Here is a 15,013-nt window from a genome sequence, read left to right as displayed (position 1 = left end):
CTCAGTAGTAGACAGGTTAGTTACTGTATTGCTTTTGTGCATTATTAATTAATTTTAGTAGATTAAACTTTGATTGTATTGGGTTAGTTATTCCCGTAAAGAGAGATGTATGAAGTATAAATGGATGTTACTTTCTTTGTTGTTGGGTTGTGTTTCTGCTTCAATAAAAGCAGAAGGTGTCAGTGCAGAGAGTACTGAGAGCGAGCATGTTCAAAAACCTGCTGTGGAGATTATCTATACTGATCCCCGTGACCCTATCGAAGGCTTTAACCGTGCAATGTGGGACTTTAATTACCTTATTTTAGATAGACATCTATTTCGTCCTATTGCTCATGGATACAACGATTATCTGCCATCTCCCGTTAAGTCTGGTGTAAATAATTTTGTCCGCAATTTCGAAGAACCAAGCTCTTTAGTAAATAACGCTTTACAGGGGAAGTGGGGCTGGGCAGCTAATGCTGGAGGGCGTTTTACAGTGAATACAACCTTAGGTTTACTAGGGGTTGTGGATGTAGCTGACATGATGGGAATGGTTCGAAAACAGGACGACTTTAATGAAGTGTTAGGTTATTACGGTGTCCCCAATGGCCCTTATTTTATGGCGCCTTTTTTTGGTCCGTATGTGACAAGGGAACTCGCGACAGATTGGGTTGATAGTCTATACTTTCCTTTATCAGAGTTCTTATTGTGGCAATCTATTTTAAAATGGGGATTAAAAAATCTCGATTCTCGTGCTTCTGCTATTGATCAAGAACGTTTATTAGATAATGCGCTTGATCCATATACCTTTGTCAAAGAAGCTTATTTTCAGTATATGGATTACAAAGTTTATGACGGTAATGTGCCTTCTAAACAAGATGACGATGAGTTACTCGAAGAATACCTATCTGAACTCGAGTAACCCTGCCGAAGTATAAAGCTTCTTCGGCAGTTAGCTGCCGAGGGAGTTGTATGGCATTAACAGATGTCGCAGTGCTTTTAGTTGAAGATGATTCAGTTTTTAGACAATTACTCGCGGATTTTTTAACCCAACAAGGTGCCGTTGTATTTGAAGCCTGTGATGGTGACGAAGGCGTCATTGAATTTAAATCACATACTGTCGATATCGTCATTGCTGATTTAAGCATGCCAAGGTTAGGTGGACTTGGTATGTTAAAGCAAATCCTCAAAATAAATCCTGCAATTCCGTCTATTGTGATTTCTGGCAACAATGTAATGGCTGATGTAGTCGAAGCTTTGCGTTACGGTGCTAGCGATTATCTAGTTAAACCTGTTGCTGATTTTAAGATTATTGAACAAGCAATAGAGCAAGCTATTTCACCAGCTAATTCACCTGAGCAATCGTTTGACAGCATAGAATTTGGTCCGTTAGATTTTACTGATAGCGACGCGGTGATGAACTCAGCTGCAAAAATGAGTCAAGATTTATCCTATCAAGAGCTCAGTGATAACTTCACTTTGCTTGAACATAATGCAGAAGCTGCTAAAAGTGTTCAGCAGCAATTATTTCCAGCCTCTAATGTCCATTATCCCAAGGCTCAAATTCATTATAGCTTGTGTAAAAATAGCGACGTCAGTGCCTACTTTATTGATTCGACTATGGTCGGTGATAATCATTTGATCATGTATATGGCTCACTTTCACCCTGAAGATAATCGCGCGGCTTTTGGTTGTGTACTACTTAGAAGTTTCGTAAATCAAAAATTAAAATTGTATAGAAATGGTCTCAGTTCGACCTTGGTTGAGCCATTTAATATGTTGAGTTATCTCAATGATAGAATGGTTAACTCAGGTTTGAATCTTTACGTGGATATTGTTTATGTCGCGATTGAGCTGATGAACTTTCGAGTCGCCATCGGCCAAGCTGGTAGCGGGTTGAGGTGTTACTTAAGAAATGATAATGGTTTAGCGCCACTTGCGCTTTCTGAATCTTTACAGCTTGGTACTGTTGAGTGGAATAAGCCGAGCATGCAGTTTAGAACTTTGATGCCAAATGAGAAAATTTGTATTGCGAGTAATATTTCTCATCACCGGAATCTATTAATGAAGAATAAATTTGATGGATTATTTTATGATGAAGAATTGCCAGCAGGTGGTTTTATGGAGCTAGAAGTTATCTGATGTTTCTGTAGCTGTAGCTGTAGCTGTAGATTGTATGCATAAGATAACCGTAAATTTACATGTCGTTTGAACATAAAAAAACCTCGCTATTGCGAGGTTTTTTATGAACAATAAACTTAGTACTTAGCTAGGTTTAATTGCTTCATGTTCAGCGGTAACTGCCATTTCTTCAGTTAATGCTTGTTCTTCAGTTTCATTGTGTCCTTCAGCGCCATGCATCCAGTCAACAAGCTTGTCAGCCATAAAGTAAAGAATGATACCTGATACAGCAGAGGTGATTGCGATACCTGCGAAGATGGCCATAGCGTTTGCTAATTGCTCTTCTTTCTCTCCGCCATGTCCAATGAATGAACCAACGATACCGCCTACTTTGTTCGCAATAGCAACGAATAGGAACCATGCACCCATCATAAGCGAAGCAATACGCAGAGGAGCAAGTTTAGTTACCATAGAAAGACCAATTGGAGATAAACATAGCTCACCCATTGTATGGAAGAAATATGCACCGACTAACCACCACATGCTTGATTTAGCATTTGCGTCGCCGCCCATTTCAAGTACAGCACCAATCATGAATAAGAAACCAATACCCAGTAACACCAGACCTAATGCAAATTTAACTGGTGAGTTTGGTTCATTCTTACCGAGGCGGATCCAGATAGAGGCAATCACAGGTGCAAAGATTACAATGAACATTGCGTTAAGGGATTGGAACCATGTAGTAGGAACTTCCCAGCCGCCAATCATACGATCGGTGAAGTCGTTGGTGAATAAGTTCATTAGACCACCGGCTTGTTCGAAACCAGCCCAGAAAATGATGGTAAATAGACCCATAACCATGATGACTTTAATACGGTCACGTTCAATTTTAGTCAGTGGCTCTTTACGCACTTCACCCATTTCCTGTTGCTTTTCTTTTTCAAGTTTAGCTGCAGGGTAGCGACCAATATCACCCAATAGTTTTTGAGCAAAAATAAATTGGATGATTAAAGAAAGTACCATACCAATACCGGCACAAAGGAAGCCCATTTGGAAGTTACCGTCGTAAGCCGCAACAACAGAACCTACAATGATACCAGAAAGGAATGCACCAACGTTGATACCCATATAGAAGATAGTAAATGCCCCATCACGACGATGATCGCCTTCTTCGTATAAGTCACCAACCATAGTAGAGATATTTGGCTTGAATAGACCGTTACCAATGATTAGGGTAAATAAACCAAAATAGAATGCTGTAGTTTCAGCACCAGGGATCCAGCTATGTGGGAAAGCGAGGATGAATTGACCGGCTGCCATTAATGCACCACCAATCATGATGGCTTTACGTTGTCCTAAATAATTATCAGCTAACCAACCACCGATGAGTGGGGTTAAATAAACAAGACCGGTGAAAGTACCGTAAAGTGAGATTGCATCACCTTGTGTCCATCCAAGACCATGTCCACCTTCTGTTTGAACTTTATCTACAAGATATAACACCAGAATGGCGCGCATTGCGTAGTAACTGAATCTTTCCCAGAGTTCTGTTGTAAACAGCAGGAAAAGCCCCTTGGGGTGACCAAGCATGGTCCCCTGTGGTTTTGCATTGCTCATTAAGTCTTCCACCTTAAGCTTGTGATTGCCTGCGGGACAAAGGTCGCCACAGAAATTGTTGTCTGCAATGGTAATTAATTTCAACGTATTGATATTTTCAGGCTTAAGCCTTTTAGTGTTTCAATTTAGTTGCTATAAAATTAATCACTTTGTTGTTTATTTATTATATTAAATATCGTCTTTTTAATGTTTTAATCATGAAAACCTCAAAAAGCTAACCTTATATACCCTTTAAAGCCCCTAGAAGTCAATGCTAGTGGGGCATCTGGCAGAGTAAATACTTGTACAAAATTACCATTTAATACAAATTCTGAGTTACGTGTGTTGTGGTTCGGTGGGGTTTTGTAAATATTGTTCTTTAAAAGTATTGGCGGTGGAGTTGGAGCAAAGATGACAAATAATTTAGTACTTAACCTTAAACGAACAATGAACGAGTATTAGAATTGAATCTATACTTGTGTTTAGATGTGGTAATTGCTTTTCAAAGTCTTAACAAGGCTATAAAATGCAACTCATTGGATTTACGTTGCTAAAGCAAGTTGTGAGGAAAGTTGTTAATGTTTTGGTAACAATTGCTGGCGGTAATTCAGGTAACTAACAAGGTTGGAGGTTGTATGTTTTTTAAATTATTACTCTTGTTAGTGTGTACATGTCTCAGCCTGCCAAGTTTTGCTTGGGAAGATACCGATAAAGATGGTGTACCTGATAAAAAAGATGCCTGTCCAGAGACTCCAATGGGTGTTGTGGTGTTAGCTAATGGGTGCCAAGAAATTTCTGATTTAATCCCCAAGAGTGAATTACAAAACTTGGATATGCAGCAAAATAAAATCAGTCATGTTTCTTCAAAACAAGGTTTAAAAATTTATTTTGATTTTGGCCATGAAGATGTTCTAACCACACAATTGCCAACAATTGAAAAAATGTTACCTCTTTTACGGGAAAGCCAAAATATTTTATTGGTTGGGCATACTGATAATGTCGGCTCTGAACAAATTAATTTAAACCTGTCTTTGCAAAGAGCGTTGTCTGTAAAAAAGGTATTAGTTAATCAGTTTGATTTTGAGCCAAGCGGGTTAACAGTGCTAGGTAAAGGCAGTCTTGAACCCGCGGTTGAAAACAACACTGCTCAACAAAGACAATTAAATAGACGTGTAGAATTTGTAGTTAAAAAATAATTTTTATTAAGGGAGTACAACAATGGATAATATTGAAGGTCTAATGGATCAAGCACCTGAGTTTATAATGACTTACGGTCTTAAAGTTGTCATGGCGATTGTGATATTTATCGTCGGTAAATATCTTGCTAATGTGGCTAAAAAACTAACAACAAAAATGATGTTAGGCCGTAAAATCGATGAAACAGTGGCTTCATTTGTTGGCAATTTAGTTTGGGGATTGGTGTTTGTATTTACCATCATTGCAACTTTAGGGCAGATTGGAGTCCAAACTGCTTCTCTTGTCGCTGTTATTGGTGCCGCAGGTCTTGCTGTTGGTTTAGCGCTTCAAGGTTCATTGTCAAATTTTGCCGCTGGTGTGTTGATGGTTATCTTCCGTCCGTGCCGTGTAGGTGATTTTGTTGAGGCAGCTGGTGTTGCTGGTGTGATTGAAGAAATTACTATTTTCTCTACTAAACTTCGCACAGGTGACAATAAAACTATTATTGCGCCAAACTCAGCGATGATGGACGGCACAATTACCAACTACTCAACTAAAGAAACACGTCGAGTTGATTTGGTTATCGGCGTGGGTTACACCTCTGACATTGCAGAAACCAAGAAAGTTATCTCTTCTGTATTAGACAGTAATCAATATGTACTTAAAGACCCTGCTTACACAGTTGCACTTGGTGAACTAGCAGATTGTTCTATTAACTTTGTGGTTCGCCCATGGGTTAATACTGCTGATTACTGGCCAGCTCATTTTGAGTTACTAGAGCAAATTAAAAATGCGCTAGATGCTGCGAATATTGAGATTCCATTCCCGCAAATGGATCTACATTTAAAAGATATGCCAGCTCAGTAACATTGAATACACATAAATAAAGCCAGCATTAAATGCTGGCTTTTTTGTTTGCAACATTTAACTCAGCGCGGGTAATATTTTTTAAGGTAGAATGAGTTTTTTATAATTTTAAACTGCTTTTAAACGAGCTTGATGTAGTTGAGAATAAACATGATAGATTTTCGAAGTGATACCGTGACTAAACCTACAGATGCTATGCGTAAAGCCATGGCTCAAGCTGAGGTTGGTGATGATGTTTATGGTGATGACCCTACCGTTAACCGTTTACAAGATATGGCTGCAGAGCGTTTTGGCTTTGATAGCGCCTTATTCGTAAGTTCGGGTACTCAAGCGAACTTATTAGCGCTTATGAGTCATTGCGAGCGCGGTGACGAGTATTTATGTGGTCAACAAGCTCACAATTACAAGTTTGAAGGTGGCGGTGCTGCGGTGTTAGGAAGTATTCAGCCCCAGCCTCTTAATAATCAAGCTGATGGTAGTATCTTATTTACCGACATTGAAGCAGCAATAAAACCTGATGATGTTCACTTTGCGCAAACTCGTTTGTTGAGTCTTGAAAATACCATTGGTGGTAAAGTGTTACCGCTACAATACTTAGCCGATGCGCAAACTTTAGCGTTCAATCGAGGTTTGAAAATCCATTTAGATGGCGCGCGCGTTGCTAACGCTGCGGTTGCTCAAAATGTTCAAATAAGCGAGATTACTCAATACTTTGATTCTGTGTCTATTTGCTTATCAAAGGGCTTAGCAGCACCTATAGGTTCAATTTTATTAGGTGATGAGCGGTTAATTAACAAAGCCGTGCGATGGCGTAAAATGCTCGGTGGCGGAATGCGTCAAGCTGGGGTAATTGCTGCTGCAGCAGAACTTGCAATTACGGATCAAGTCGAGCGATTAGCTGAGGATCATGATAATGCTGCTTTACTCGCGCAACATTTAGCTGAAATGCCTGAATTAAGTGTTGATGTTAAACAAGTACAGACCAATATGGTTTTTGCAGAATTAGATAAACGCTACGATGTAAACCATTTAACCTTGTTATTAGCGCAGCAGGGGATACTGATTAGTGCTACTTACTCATTACGTTTTGTTACGCATAAAGATATCAGTCGACAAGACATTTTAACTTTCATTGATGCGTTAAAAACTTGCTTACCACAATCGGTTGTTAAGTAATTGGTCATTAAGTAGTCGATAGTCAAGTAAACGATAGTCAAGTAAACGAAAGCTGTAACCTTGAATAGCTTACAAAGCATAACTCATTAGAGGTTATGCTTTTTTTTGGTGCAAAGGTTATAAAATCTGCTTCTAGTTAGTTCAATAATATGAATATTCTAAAAGTGTGTTTTTGTAAGTTATTTAATATCAATTACTTAATATAATGGTATCGTTTTTGCTACCTCTTTAGGGGTATTCATAATGTAAGGATCAATATAATGGAATATATAAGCCGTCATATTGTAAAACCTATTGATTTAAATTCTGATAAAAACCTTTGTTGCGGCCAATTATTAAGTTGGTTGAATCAAGAAACATCGCTTTTTGCCCGCTGTGAAATGCACAGTAAATTGTTAATGCCTAAATTGGTTTCTGAGATTAACTTCATGAGTCCAGCAAAGCTTGGGGATGTGATTGAGTTTGGAATGGAAGTGATTAGTTTGGGACAAAGCTCGATCACTCTTCGCTGTAAAGTAAGGAATAGCTTTAATAATGCGCCAATCGCTTTTGTGGATAAAGTGGTATTCGTCAACATCAATGAAAGAGGATTGCCAGTTCCTCACGGTATTAGAGCCAATGCGGCTTAACCTGCTTGGTATGTAAAAGCCAGCTTCAATGAGATTGGAGCTGGCTTTTTAATTTATCGTGATTACGACTAAACTCGATACAAATTTAAGCTAGGTGCTAAAACGCTATACTAATGTAGTTTTAAGTGTGGGTGAATAATTCGACCAATACCCTTGGCTAGCATCATCAAGGTGCCTTTTACCACACCATGTAATTCAATCAAATGACGACGGTATAGCGAAGTATATACAAAGCGTGCAATCTTACCTTCCACTAACACACCGCCACCCATGAATGACATCAAGTTACCCACTGTATGAAACTTTGATAAGTTAACCAGTGAACCTAAATCTTTATATACGTATTTATTAATGGGCTCTTTACCATCCAACATCAAAATGATGTTGTCTGCTGTCATCAATGCCATTTGCCTAGCTGATTGACCGCGAGGAGGCACCCAGCTGCCATCGTCTTGCGGACAAGCTGCACAGTCGCCAATTGAGAAAATGGTGTCATCAAGTGTAGTTTGCATGTTTTGCTTCACCATTACTTGGTTAATATGGTTGCTTTCAAGGCCACCAATATTATTCAAAAAGTCAGGTGCTTTTACACCGGTTGACCAAATAACCATATCTGAAGGAATGAGGTTGCCATTAGTGGTTGATAAACCTTCTGGACTCACTTCCGTGATACGAGTATCGGTCATCACATTCACACCCAGCTGCTTAAGCTCGCGGGTGACAGAGTTTGATATTTCGACTTTATCGACTTTTGGCAGAATACGTTCATCAGCTTCGATTAATGTCACTTCAAGTAGGCTTGTATCAATTTTATAACCAAAGCCACTTAGCTGTTCAACTGCGTGATGCATTTCGGCTGACATTTCAACTCCCGTTGCACCTGCGCCAACCACTGCAATTTTGATTTTTTCGTCAAGTTGATGATGGCTTGCATAACGCATGAATTTATTCAGTAAAATTTTACGAATAGACATGGCTTGCTCAGTGTTGTCTAAGAACAAGCTATGTTCTTTAACACCCGGAATTTTAAAGTCATTAGCAACACTGCCAATGGCGATAACTGCATAATCGTATGGGATTTTACGTGCTGGAAGTAGTTCTTGGCCTTCTTCATCATTAATTGGAGCAAGAATAATGTGCTTTTCTTCGCGATTAATATCTATCATCGCCCCTTGCTGAAAATGATAACCATGATCTGATGCATGGCCTCGATAGCTAATGGCATCAAGACCAATATCAAGTGCACCTGTTGCGACCTCATGTAATAAGGGTTTCCAAACATGACTTTCTGCGCAGTCAATTAAGGTGACTTTTGCTTTGCCTTTTTTGCCAACTTTACGGCCAAGTTTTGTGGCGATTTCCATACCGCCTGCGCCGCCACCTATGATGACGATATTTGGAACTGCTTGCATCACGTGATGCTCCTTTACTTGAGATTAAATAGAATTGGGTAAAATTTCTTATATCAATAGCCTAATTACCCAAGGAGTGACTTAGTTAATTTTGGTTGATTGCATCATTGAGAATGAGTTGATTTGTGTGGCTAACTAGCCATAAGAGTTAAATCAACAACATAGCGTTTACGCTAAATCTTTGAACATCAGTTTAAGTCGGCAGAGCGTGTTTGGATTTGATGTTAGTTGGAGACTAAGAAATTTATATAGACGTGTTTATATATTAAACAGTGAATGTTCGTCTTAAATAGTTCATCAAAGTGTGACCGAATATTAGATGAGATTTTATAAATGAGAAATCGATCACTTTATTTAACAGTGATTAGTTATGTGACCTTAAAAACAAAACCGACAAGCGAAAACTTGTCGGCATCAGTTTAACTACGTTGTTTTATGAATGAATCGCTACGTAGAAAGTTGTGACTATGAATCCTGTGCTTTAGCAAGGCGACCATTATAGTCTTCAATAAGGTGAGCGATAATCTTTTCAGGATCTGCATCCTGACAACATTTATCTAAAAATATTTTAAAGGTAACAAGGGAATGAGCATTGTTGAACATTCGGTCACTTTGCATCGCGTAATAAGTATCATCGGTGTTGGATTTTCTTACGACAAACTCACCGTTTTCAAAAGCTTTTGTACCAGGTTCATCATGCCACTTTGTGATTCTGTTTAATGCGATTTCACTAGATTGATTGATTTCGATATGATTTAACCAGCTGGCTGGTTTTTCGTTTTCTTTGTAATGAGGACATCTTACGGTGTAGTTGTACACGTGAGTGATTGCTGTCATAGCTTACCTACTTTTTTAAGAATGTAATTCATCATAGACCGCTAATTTAACTTTGGTCAACGGTTATTTATAGAAGTTAGATCTAGTTAACAAATGTTCTGGCGTTAACTTTTTTAGTTGTTAAATATCAGTTGCTTAATGATTTTCGTGAAGTGCGCTGACGCCTGTTTTTTGTACCGCGCAGCTTGTTCTACATATATTGAACGCTGAAAATTCAACTATAAAACTTTCCAAGTAGAAACCTATGCACATTTACATTCAAATGTGCATAGTGATTCCTTTATAAAGCGACATTTATGGCTATCTTGCGGCTTTAGTTATCGCAAATTATTTAATCGAATATCTAATAAAGCCGCTAACTAATGCTATTTCTATATTAAAATGTGACTACTCAATACCATACAACTCAATATAATCGTCAGGTCATATAGTTGTTATGTATAGTGTAGTCACTTTATATTTATAGTGCGTTAGTAAATATTTCACAAATCTCAGCGTGGGTTGCTTGTTTAGGATTAGTAAAACCACAAGCATCTTTTAGTGCATTGTCAGCAAGGACAGGAATATCCTCAGGGTTAACGCCTAACTCAGTCAGGTTAGCCGGAATATTGACTGCGACAGATAAAGCTTTTATTGCATCAATTGCCGCTTCTGCACCTTGCTCATCACTCAGTTCTGCAATATCAACGCTCATTGCTTTGGCAATATCTTTTAACTTCGCAGGTACTACTTTTGCGTTGTACGCTTGTACATGTGGTAATAGCAATGCATTACAAACGCCATGCGGTAAGTCGTAAAAACCGCCTAATTGATGAGCCATAGCGTGAACATAGCCCAAACTAGCATTGTTAAATGCCATTCCAGCTAAAAACTGTGCGTAAGCCATTTGCTCGCGAGCATCAATGTTATCGCCTTGCTCAACAGCATTAATTAAGTTTGCTTGGATTAACTCAATAGCTTTGATTGCACAAGCATCGGTGATTGGTGTTGCAGCGATAGAAACATATGCTTCAATTGCATGGGTTAAAGCATCCATACCTGTTGCAGCTGTCAATGCAGCAGGTTTTTCTATCATTAACTCAGGATCGTTAACTGATAAAATTGGCGTAGTATTTTTATCGACGATAGCCATTTTAATATGACGTTTCTCATCGGTAATGATACAAAAACGCGTCATTTCACTAGCAGTACCAGCAGTTGTGTTAATCGCAACAAGCGGTAATTGCGGCTTAGCTGACATGTCTAACCCTTCATAGTCACTAATGTTACCGCCATTAGTTGCCACTAAAGCAATGCCTTTGGCGCAATCGTGCGGAGAACCACCGCCTAGAGAAATCACAAAGTCACATTCGTGAGCTTTTAGCATGGTTAAACCAGCCTCAACATTCCCCATAGTTGGGTTAGGTTGCACTCCGTCAAACACAAAAACGGCAATGCCATTATCAATGAGTTTACTGGTGACCTTTTCCACCAATCCGATTTTAACCAGTGGTGTATCAGTCACGATTAATGCACGCTTAAACCCTAAGGTTTTAATGTCATTAATTGCATCGTCAACACCGCCTTGACCAATTACATTAACACTTGGGATAAAAAATTTAGTAGCCATAATGGACCTCTTTAACGCGTAAGTTTATAAATGATAAAATTCTTTTCTGTCGTTAAAGTAACAACCAAACGCACTGCTTTTTGTGATGAAAATCATATATTCATACTTGTTTTGTGTGGTTTTGTAGTTTTAATACCAAATGGGGAGGTAGCGCTAATTTTGCTATTTAGGTTTGAACTAACGCATATTTATGAAGAAAATAAAAATGCCTACAACTTAATTAGTTATAGGCATTTGAAGTGTTCTAATCAGAAGAGCTTAAGATATTTACATTGCTGGGCAATTCGCTTCAGTCACACTATTGATAACAATTTCAGTAATAGGAACATCGTTACTTGTGCTAACGATATTGATTTGATCTGCCACATCTAAACCTTCGATGACTTGACCAAAAACAGCGTAACCAGGATTTGTACTATTTTGATAATCAAGGTCAGTGTTAGTTAACGCATTGATATAAAACTGAGAAGTCGCTGAGTTTGCTTCACTGGTTCTTGCCATTGCAAGAGTGTAGTGAGCATTAGTTAGGCCTAGGTTTGTTTCTAGTTCGATTGGGTCATAACCAGGTTTAGCAACTAAGCCCGTAGTAAATCCACCACCTTGAGATACAAAATTGTGGATCACTCGGTGGAAGATAGTGCCATCATAAAACTTATCATCTACATAACGTTTAAAGTTTTGCCCTGTGATTGGGGTATTGGTTGTATCAATTGCCAGTGTCATATCCCCAAGGGTCGTAGACATCAAATAACAGACATCAGCCTGTAGTTCTTTATCTTCAACTGGTGGAACGGGATCTGGATCGATAGGAGCTGGAGAGCTTGAATCTGAACTTCCACCGCAGGCAGATAACGTCAGTGCAAATAGCAAAGGGTACAACAATTTCATTTCAGGCCTTTATTGTTTTGTTTTTGTAGCTGCAATGTTGCTCAAATGAGGTGTTAATTGCAATAGGAAATCGCACAAGATACAAACTGTTACTTCGAGGGGGATTAGTCATTTCCTAAAGATTAATAGGGATTAATAAAGAATAGCTAAAGTTATAATGAAGATTTTAGTTACGCATTTAAAATATAGGTAAATGGCTAATTTGAGATTACTTCTGTGTTTAAGGGGATCGACTATAAAGGTTGTGAATAAATCGCAAAAATAGGCTTTAACCGTTACAATGACGCCATTATTGGTAGTGTATATTAGAGAAACATATGACTTTTGATTCAATTGGCTTTTCACAGCCTATATTAGATGCAGTAACGGCTTGTGGTTATGACTGCATGACGCCAGTGCAGCAGGTTGTGATGCCATTGGCCATTGATGGAAAAGATATTTTAGCCAGTGCTCAAACTGGAACAGGTAAGACTGCAGCTTTCTCATTACCGTTATTGTCTTTATTAGAGCAACAGCTTAGCGAGCAAGACAATAAAACAGCTTGGCAAAGGCTGCGCGTATTGATCATGACACCGACTCGTGAGCTCGCCATTCAGATTGAACAGAATATTGTTAATTACGCACAGTTTCTTCCGTTTGAAAGCGTTGCTGTTTATGGTGGCGCCAGTATCAACCCACAGCGTAAAGCGCTAACGAAAGGTGTAGATATCCTTGTTGCTACGCCAGGTCGCTTATTTGACATTATCGGTCAACATGAATTGGATTTATCGTTTGTCACTCATTTGGTGATAGATGAAGCTGACCGTATGCTGGATTTAGGCTTTGTTAAAGACATTGAAAAGGTAAAACGTTTAGTTAATCGCCAGCATCAAACCATGATGTTTTCAGCGACCTATTCAGAAGCTGTAAAAAGCTTAGCTGCAAAAATGCTGAATGAACCTGAGTTTGTGCATGTATCGAATCAAACGACAGCGGATACAGTTTCTCAATCTGTGTTTCAAGTGGATAAAAGACGCAAAGCGGAATTATTGTCAGAACTTATTGGCCGTAATAATTGGCAGCAAGTCATGGTGTTTACCAGCATGAAAGAAACGGCTGAGCATCTGTTAAAAGAATTGAAATTAGATGGTATTAAAGCCGCTGTTTTTCATGGCGATAAAACCCAAGGTGCAAGGAATAGAGCGCTAGAGGAATTTAAGTCTGGCAAACTAAGAGTGATGATTGCGACTGATTTGGCTGCCAGGGGGCTAGATATCGAAGCTCTACCTTTAGTCATTAACTTTGAATTACCACCTGAGCCTGAAGATTATGTCCACCGTATTGGACGAACTGGCCGTGCTGGCTTAGCTGGCGAGGCAATATCGTTAGTGGCACAAAACGAAATGGATTTATTAGCTGATATTGAAGCATTAATTAATACTCAACTAGATATTCATATTCACCCTGGTTATGAAGCTGGAGCACCTTTACCTGCAAGGTATCGCGACGTGGAAGTAGTAAAACCAAAAAAATCTTTTAAGCATAAAAGACCAAGTGGAAATCGAGGCAGTGATAAATCTAAGCCGACGCGTCAAGGCAAATACGCTAAAAAAGCTAAGTAAGTATTTTTTTTAGCCATCTAGAACAGGGAAGTTACAGCGTGATCCTCAAACGAATTAATACCAACATTATTACTGGCTTTTTAGGAGCAGGTAAAACCAGCCTTATTTTATCTTTACTCAAGTTAAAACCGCAAAACGAAACCTGGGCAGTATTAGTCAATGAATTTGGTGAGATAGGAATCGATGCAGGGCTTATTGGTGGTGTAAATACTGGTGATGACATTGTGATTAAAGAGGTCGCTGGTGGCTGTCTTTGCTGCGCTGCAGGTATTCCTACACAAGTTGCTATTAATCAACTTATTCAAAAAGCGAAGCCAGATCGTTTATTCATTGAGCCAACTGGTTTAGGCCATCCGGCTGAAATTTTAAAAGTGCTCACTAATGAATTTAATCAACAAGTATTAAAAGTGAATCAAACCGTTTGTGTGGTAGATGCCCGCAAAGTGTTAGATGAACAATACAGTAAAAATGATAACTTTAATCAACAAATGCAAATCGCCGATATTGTGTATGCCAGTAAAGTTGATTTATACCAGCAAAATGAACTTGAGAACCTTAGTGAGTTCTTAGGGCGATTTAACCAGACTAAATCGTTAATTAGTTCAGCCAGTGACACTTCTATACAGCAGTTATTTGCAGGCCTTAATAAACCGTTTATTGCCAAACAGAATAAGTCACAAGCAATGTGCTCAGTTACAGACAATAAATCACTTCTAGCTGGCAACTCACCATCAATATTTTCGCAGTCTTCATCCCAAAACGAAGAACCTCAGATTATCGAATTTAATCAGCAAGGCTTTTGGTTTAAAGAAAATCAAGGTGAGGGCGCGTTTAGTATAGGTTGGGTATTTGAACCCAGATTATGTTTTGATTTTGATGCTTTGATAAGTTTAGCGAATCATTTTATTGAAAAAAACATTGTTCGATTGAAAGCAGTGATGATTACAGAAGAGGGTATAGCGGGTTTTAATATGGTGGATGGTAAACTTTCTGTGATGGAATTGGATGAAACCATGGATTCTCGAATGGAGATTATTGCGCTATCACCATTAGCTGAAACTCAGCTTACAAAGTTATTGCTAGCCTGCTTACATCAAGATTCGAAAGTTTGAAATATTCATT

13 protein-coding genes are annotated in these 15,013 nt (G+C 38.7%); 8 read left to right on the top strand and 5 right to left on the bottom strand.

Features of this window, described 5'->3' with window-relative positions:
- The first annotated feature begins 109 nt into the window (after positions 1–109).
- Together QPX86_RS14445 and QPX86_RS14440 are read left to right on the top strand one after the other, a co-directional pair.
- Complete coding sequence (locus tag QPX86_RS14445) at positions 110–901, top strand: MlaA family lipoprotein (protein ID WP_220754839.1); 792 nt, start codon at positions 110–112, stop codon at positions 899–901.
- 50 nt (positions 902–951) lie between these two features.
- The gene (locus tag QPX86_RS14440; RefSeq protein WP_220754838.1) at positions 952–2,121 is read left to right on the top strand and encodes a response regulator; all 1,170 of its coding nucleotides are present in this window, start codon (positions 952–954) and stop codon (positions 2,119–2,121) included.
- 123 nt (positions 2,122–2,244) lie between these two features.
- Here the strand turns inward: QPX86_RS14440 and QPX86_RS14435 are convergent, their stop codons facing one another.
- The gene (locus tag QPX86_RS14435) at positions 2,245–3,717 is read right to left on the bottom strand and encodes a peptide MFS transporter (protein WP_220754837.1); all 1,473 of its coding nucleotides are present in this window, start codon (positions 3,715–3,717) and stop codon (positions 2,245–2,247) included.
- A gap of 614 nt (positions 3,718–4,331) precedes the next feature.
- Here QPX86_RS14435 and QPX86_RS14430 point away from each other — a divergent pair.
- The 4 genes from QPX86_RS14430 (at position 4,332) to QPX86_RS14415 (ending at position 7,544) form a co-directional block, all read left to right on the top strand.
- Positions 4,332–4,892 carry an OmpA family protein gene (locus QPX86_RS14430; protein WP_285163067.1) on the top strand — a complete coding sequence of 187 codons (561 nt, stop codon included), beginning with the start codon at positions 4,332–4,334 and terminating at the stop codon, positions 4,890–4,892.
- A gap of 22 nt (positions 4,893–4,914) precedes the next feature.
- Positions 4,915–5,739 carry a mechanosensitive ion channel family protein gene (locus QPX86_RS14425; RefSeq protein WP_220754835.1) on the top strand — a complete coding sequence of 275 codons (825 nt, stop codon included), beginning with the start codon at positions 4,915–4,917 and terminating at the stop codon, positions 5,737–5,739.
- Positions 5,740–5,889: 150 nt separating this feature from the next.
- Positions 5,890–6,915 (top strand): low-specificity L-threonine aldolase, encoded by a 1,026-nt coding sequence (ltaE, locus tag QPX86_RS14420; RefSeq protein ID WP_220754834.1) that lies wholly within the window; start codon positions 5,890–5,892, stop codon positions 6,913–6,915.
- A gap of 260 nt (positions 6,916–7,175) precedes the next feature.
- Complete coding sequence (locus tag QPX86_RS14415) at positions 7,176–7,544, top strand: hotdog domain-containing protein (RefSeq protein WP_285163066.1); 369 nt, start codon at positions 7,176–7,178, stop codon at positions 7,542–7,544.
- Between the two features lie 110 nt (positions 7,545–7,654).
- On the opposite strand, the gene QPX86_RS14410 is transcribed toward QPX86_RS14415, so the two are convergent.
- From QPX86_RS14410 to QPX86_RS14395, 4 genes are all read right to left on the bottom strand, one after another.
- Positions 7,655–8,956: an NAD(P)/FAD-dependent oxidoreductase gene (locus QPX86_RS14410; protein WP_220754844.1), complete on the bottom strand. Its 1,302-nt coding sequence runs from the start codon at positions 8,954–8,956 to the stop codon at positions 7,655–7,657.
- 465 nt (positions 8,957–9,421) lie between these two features.
- Positions 9,422–9,793: a cytoplasmic protein gene (locus QPX86_RS14405; RefSeq protein ID WP_220754832.1), complete on the bottom strand. Its 372-nt coding sequence runs from the start codon at positions 9,791–9,793 to the stop codon at positions 9,422–9,424.
- Between the two features lie 460 nt (positions 9,794–10,253).
- On the bottom strand, positions 10,254–11,402 hold the full coding sequence (yiaY, locus tag QPX86_RS14400) for an L-threonine dehydrogenase (protein WP_285163065.1): 1,149 nt from the start codon (positions 11,400–11,402) through the stop codon (positions 10,254–10,256).
- Positions 11,403–11,669: 267 nt separating this feature from the next.
- Entirely contained in the window at positions 11,670–12,290 is a 621-nt protein-coding gene (locus QPX86_RS14395) for a peptidylprolyl isomerase (protein ID WP_220754830.1), read from the bottom strand.
- 317 nt (positions 12,291–12,607) lie between these two features.
- Here QPX86_RS14395 and QPX86_RS14390 point away from each other — a divergent pair, with 317 nt between their 5' ends.
- Both QPX86_RS14390 and QPX86_RS14385 read left to right on the top strand, forming a co-directional pair.
- Complete coding sequence (locus tag QPX86_RS14390; protein WP_220754829.1) at positions 12,608–13,891, top strand: DEAD/DEAH box helicase; 1,284 nt, start codon at positions 12,608–12,610, stop codon at positions 13,889–13,891.
- Positions 13,892–13,929: 38 nt separating this feature from the next.
- Positions 13,930–15,003 (top strand): CobW family GTP-binding protein, encoded by a 1,074-nt coding sequence (locus QPX86_RS14385; protein WP_285163064.1) that lies wholly within the window; start codon positions 13,930–13,932, stop codon positions 15,001–15,003.
- The last annotated feature ends 10 nt before the right edge of the window (positions 15,004–15,013 follow it).

This window comes from Shewanella goraebulensis (assembly GCF_030252245.1).
Classification (GTDB): domain Bacteria; phylum Pseudomonadota; class Gammaproteobacteria; order Enterobacterales; family Shewanellaceae; genus Shewanella; species Shewanella goraebulensis.
This window is presented reverse-complemented; position numbering and strand designations above follow the sequence as displayed.

Coding starts and splice junctions, on each gene's coding strand:
- QPX86_RS14405 (WP_220754832.1), bottom strand. CDS start 9,793: ATGACAGCAATCACTCACGTGTACAACTACACCGTAAGATGTCCTCAT.
- QPX86_RS14390 (WP_220754829.1), top strand. CDS start 12,608: ATGACTTTTGATTCAATTGGCTTTTCACAGCCTATATTAGATGCAGTA.
- QPX86_RS14430 (WP_285163067.1), top strand. CDS start 4,332: ATGTTTTTTAAATTATTACTCTTGTTAGTGTGTACATGTCTCAGCCTG.
- QPX86_RS14435 (WP_220754837.1), bottom strand. CDS start 3,717: ATGAGCAATGCAAAACCACAGGGGACCATGCTTGGTCACCCCAAGGGG.
- yiaY (WP_285163065.1), bottom strand. CDS start 11,402: ATGGCTACTAAATTTTTTATCCCAAGTGTTAATGTAATTGGTCAAGGC.
- ltaE (WP_220754834.1), top strand. CDS start 5,890: ATGATAGATTTTCGAAGTGATACCGTGACTAAACCTACAGATGCTATG.
- QPX86_RS14440 (WP_220754838.1), top strand. CDS start 952: ATGGCATTAACAGATGTCGCAGTGCTTTTAGTTGAAGATGATTCAGTT.
- QPX86_RS14425 (WP_220754835.1), top strand. CDS start 4,915: ATGGATAATATTGAAGGTCTAATGGATCAAGCACCTGAGTTTATAATG.
- QPX86_RS14395 (WP_220754830.1), bottom strand. CDS start 12,290: ATGAAATTGTTGTACCCTTTGCTATTTGCACTGACGTTATCTGCCTGC.
- QPX86_RS14410 (WP_220754844.1), bottom strand. CDS start 8,956: ATGCAAGCAGTTCCAAATATCGTCATCATAGGTGGCGGCGCAGGCGGT.
- QPX86_RS14415 (WP_285163066.1), top strand. CDS start 7,176: ATGGAATATATAAGCCGTCATATTGTAAAACCTATTGATTTAAATTCT.
- QPX86_RS14445 (WP_220754839.1), top strand. CDS start 110: ATGAAGTATAAATGGATGTTACTTTCTTTGTTGTTGGGTTGTGTTTCT.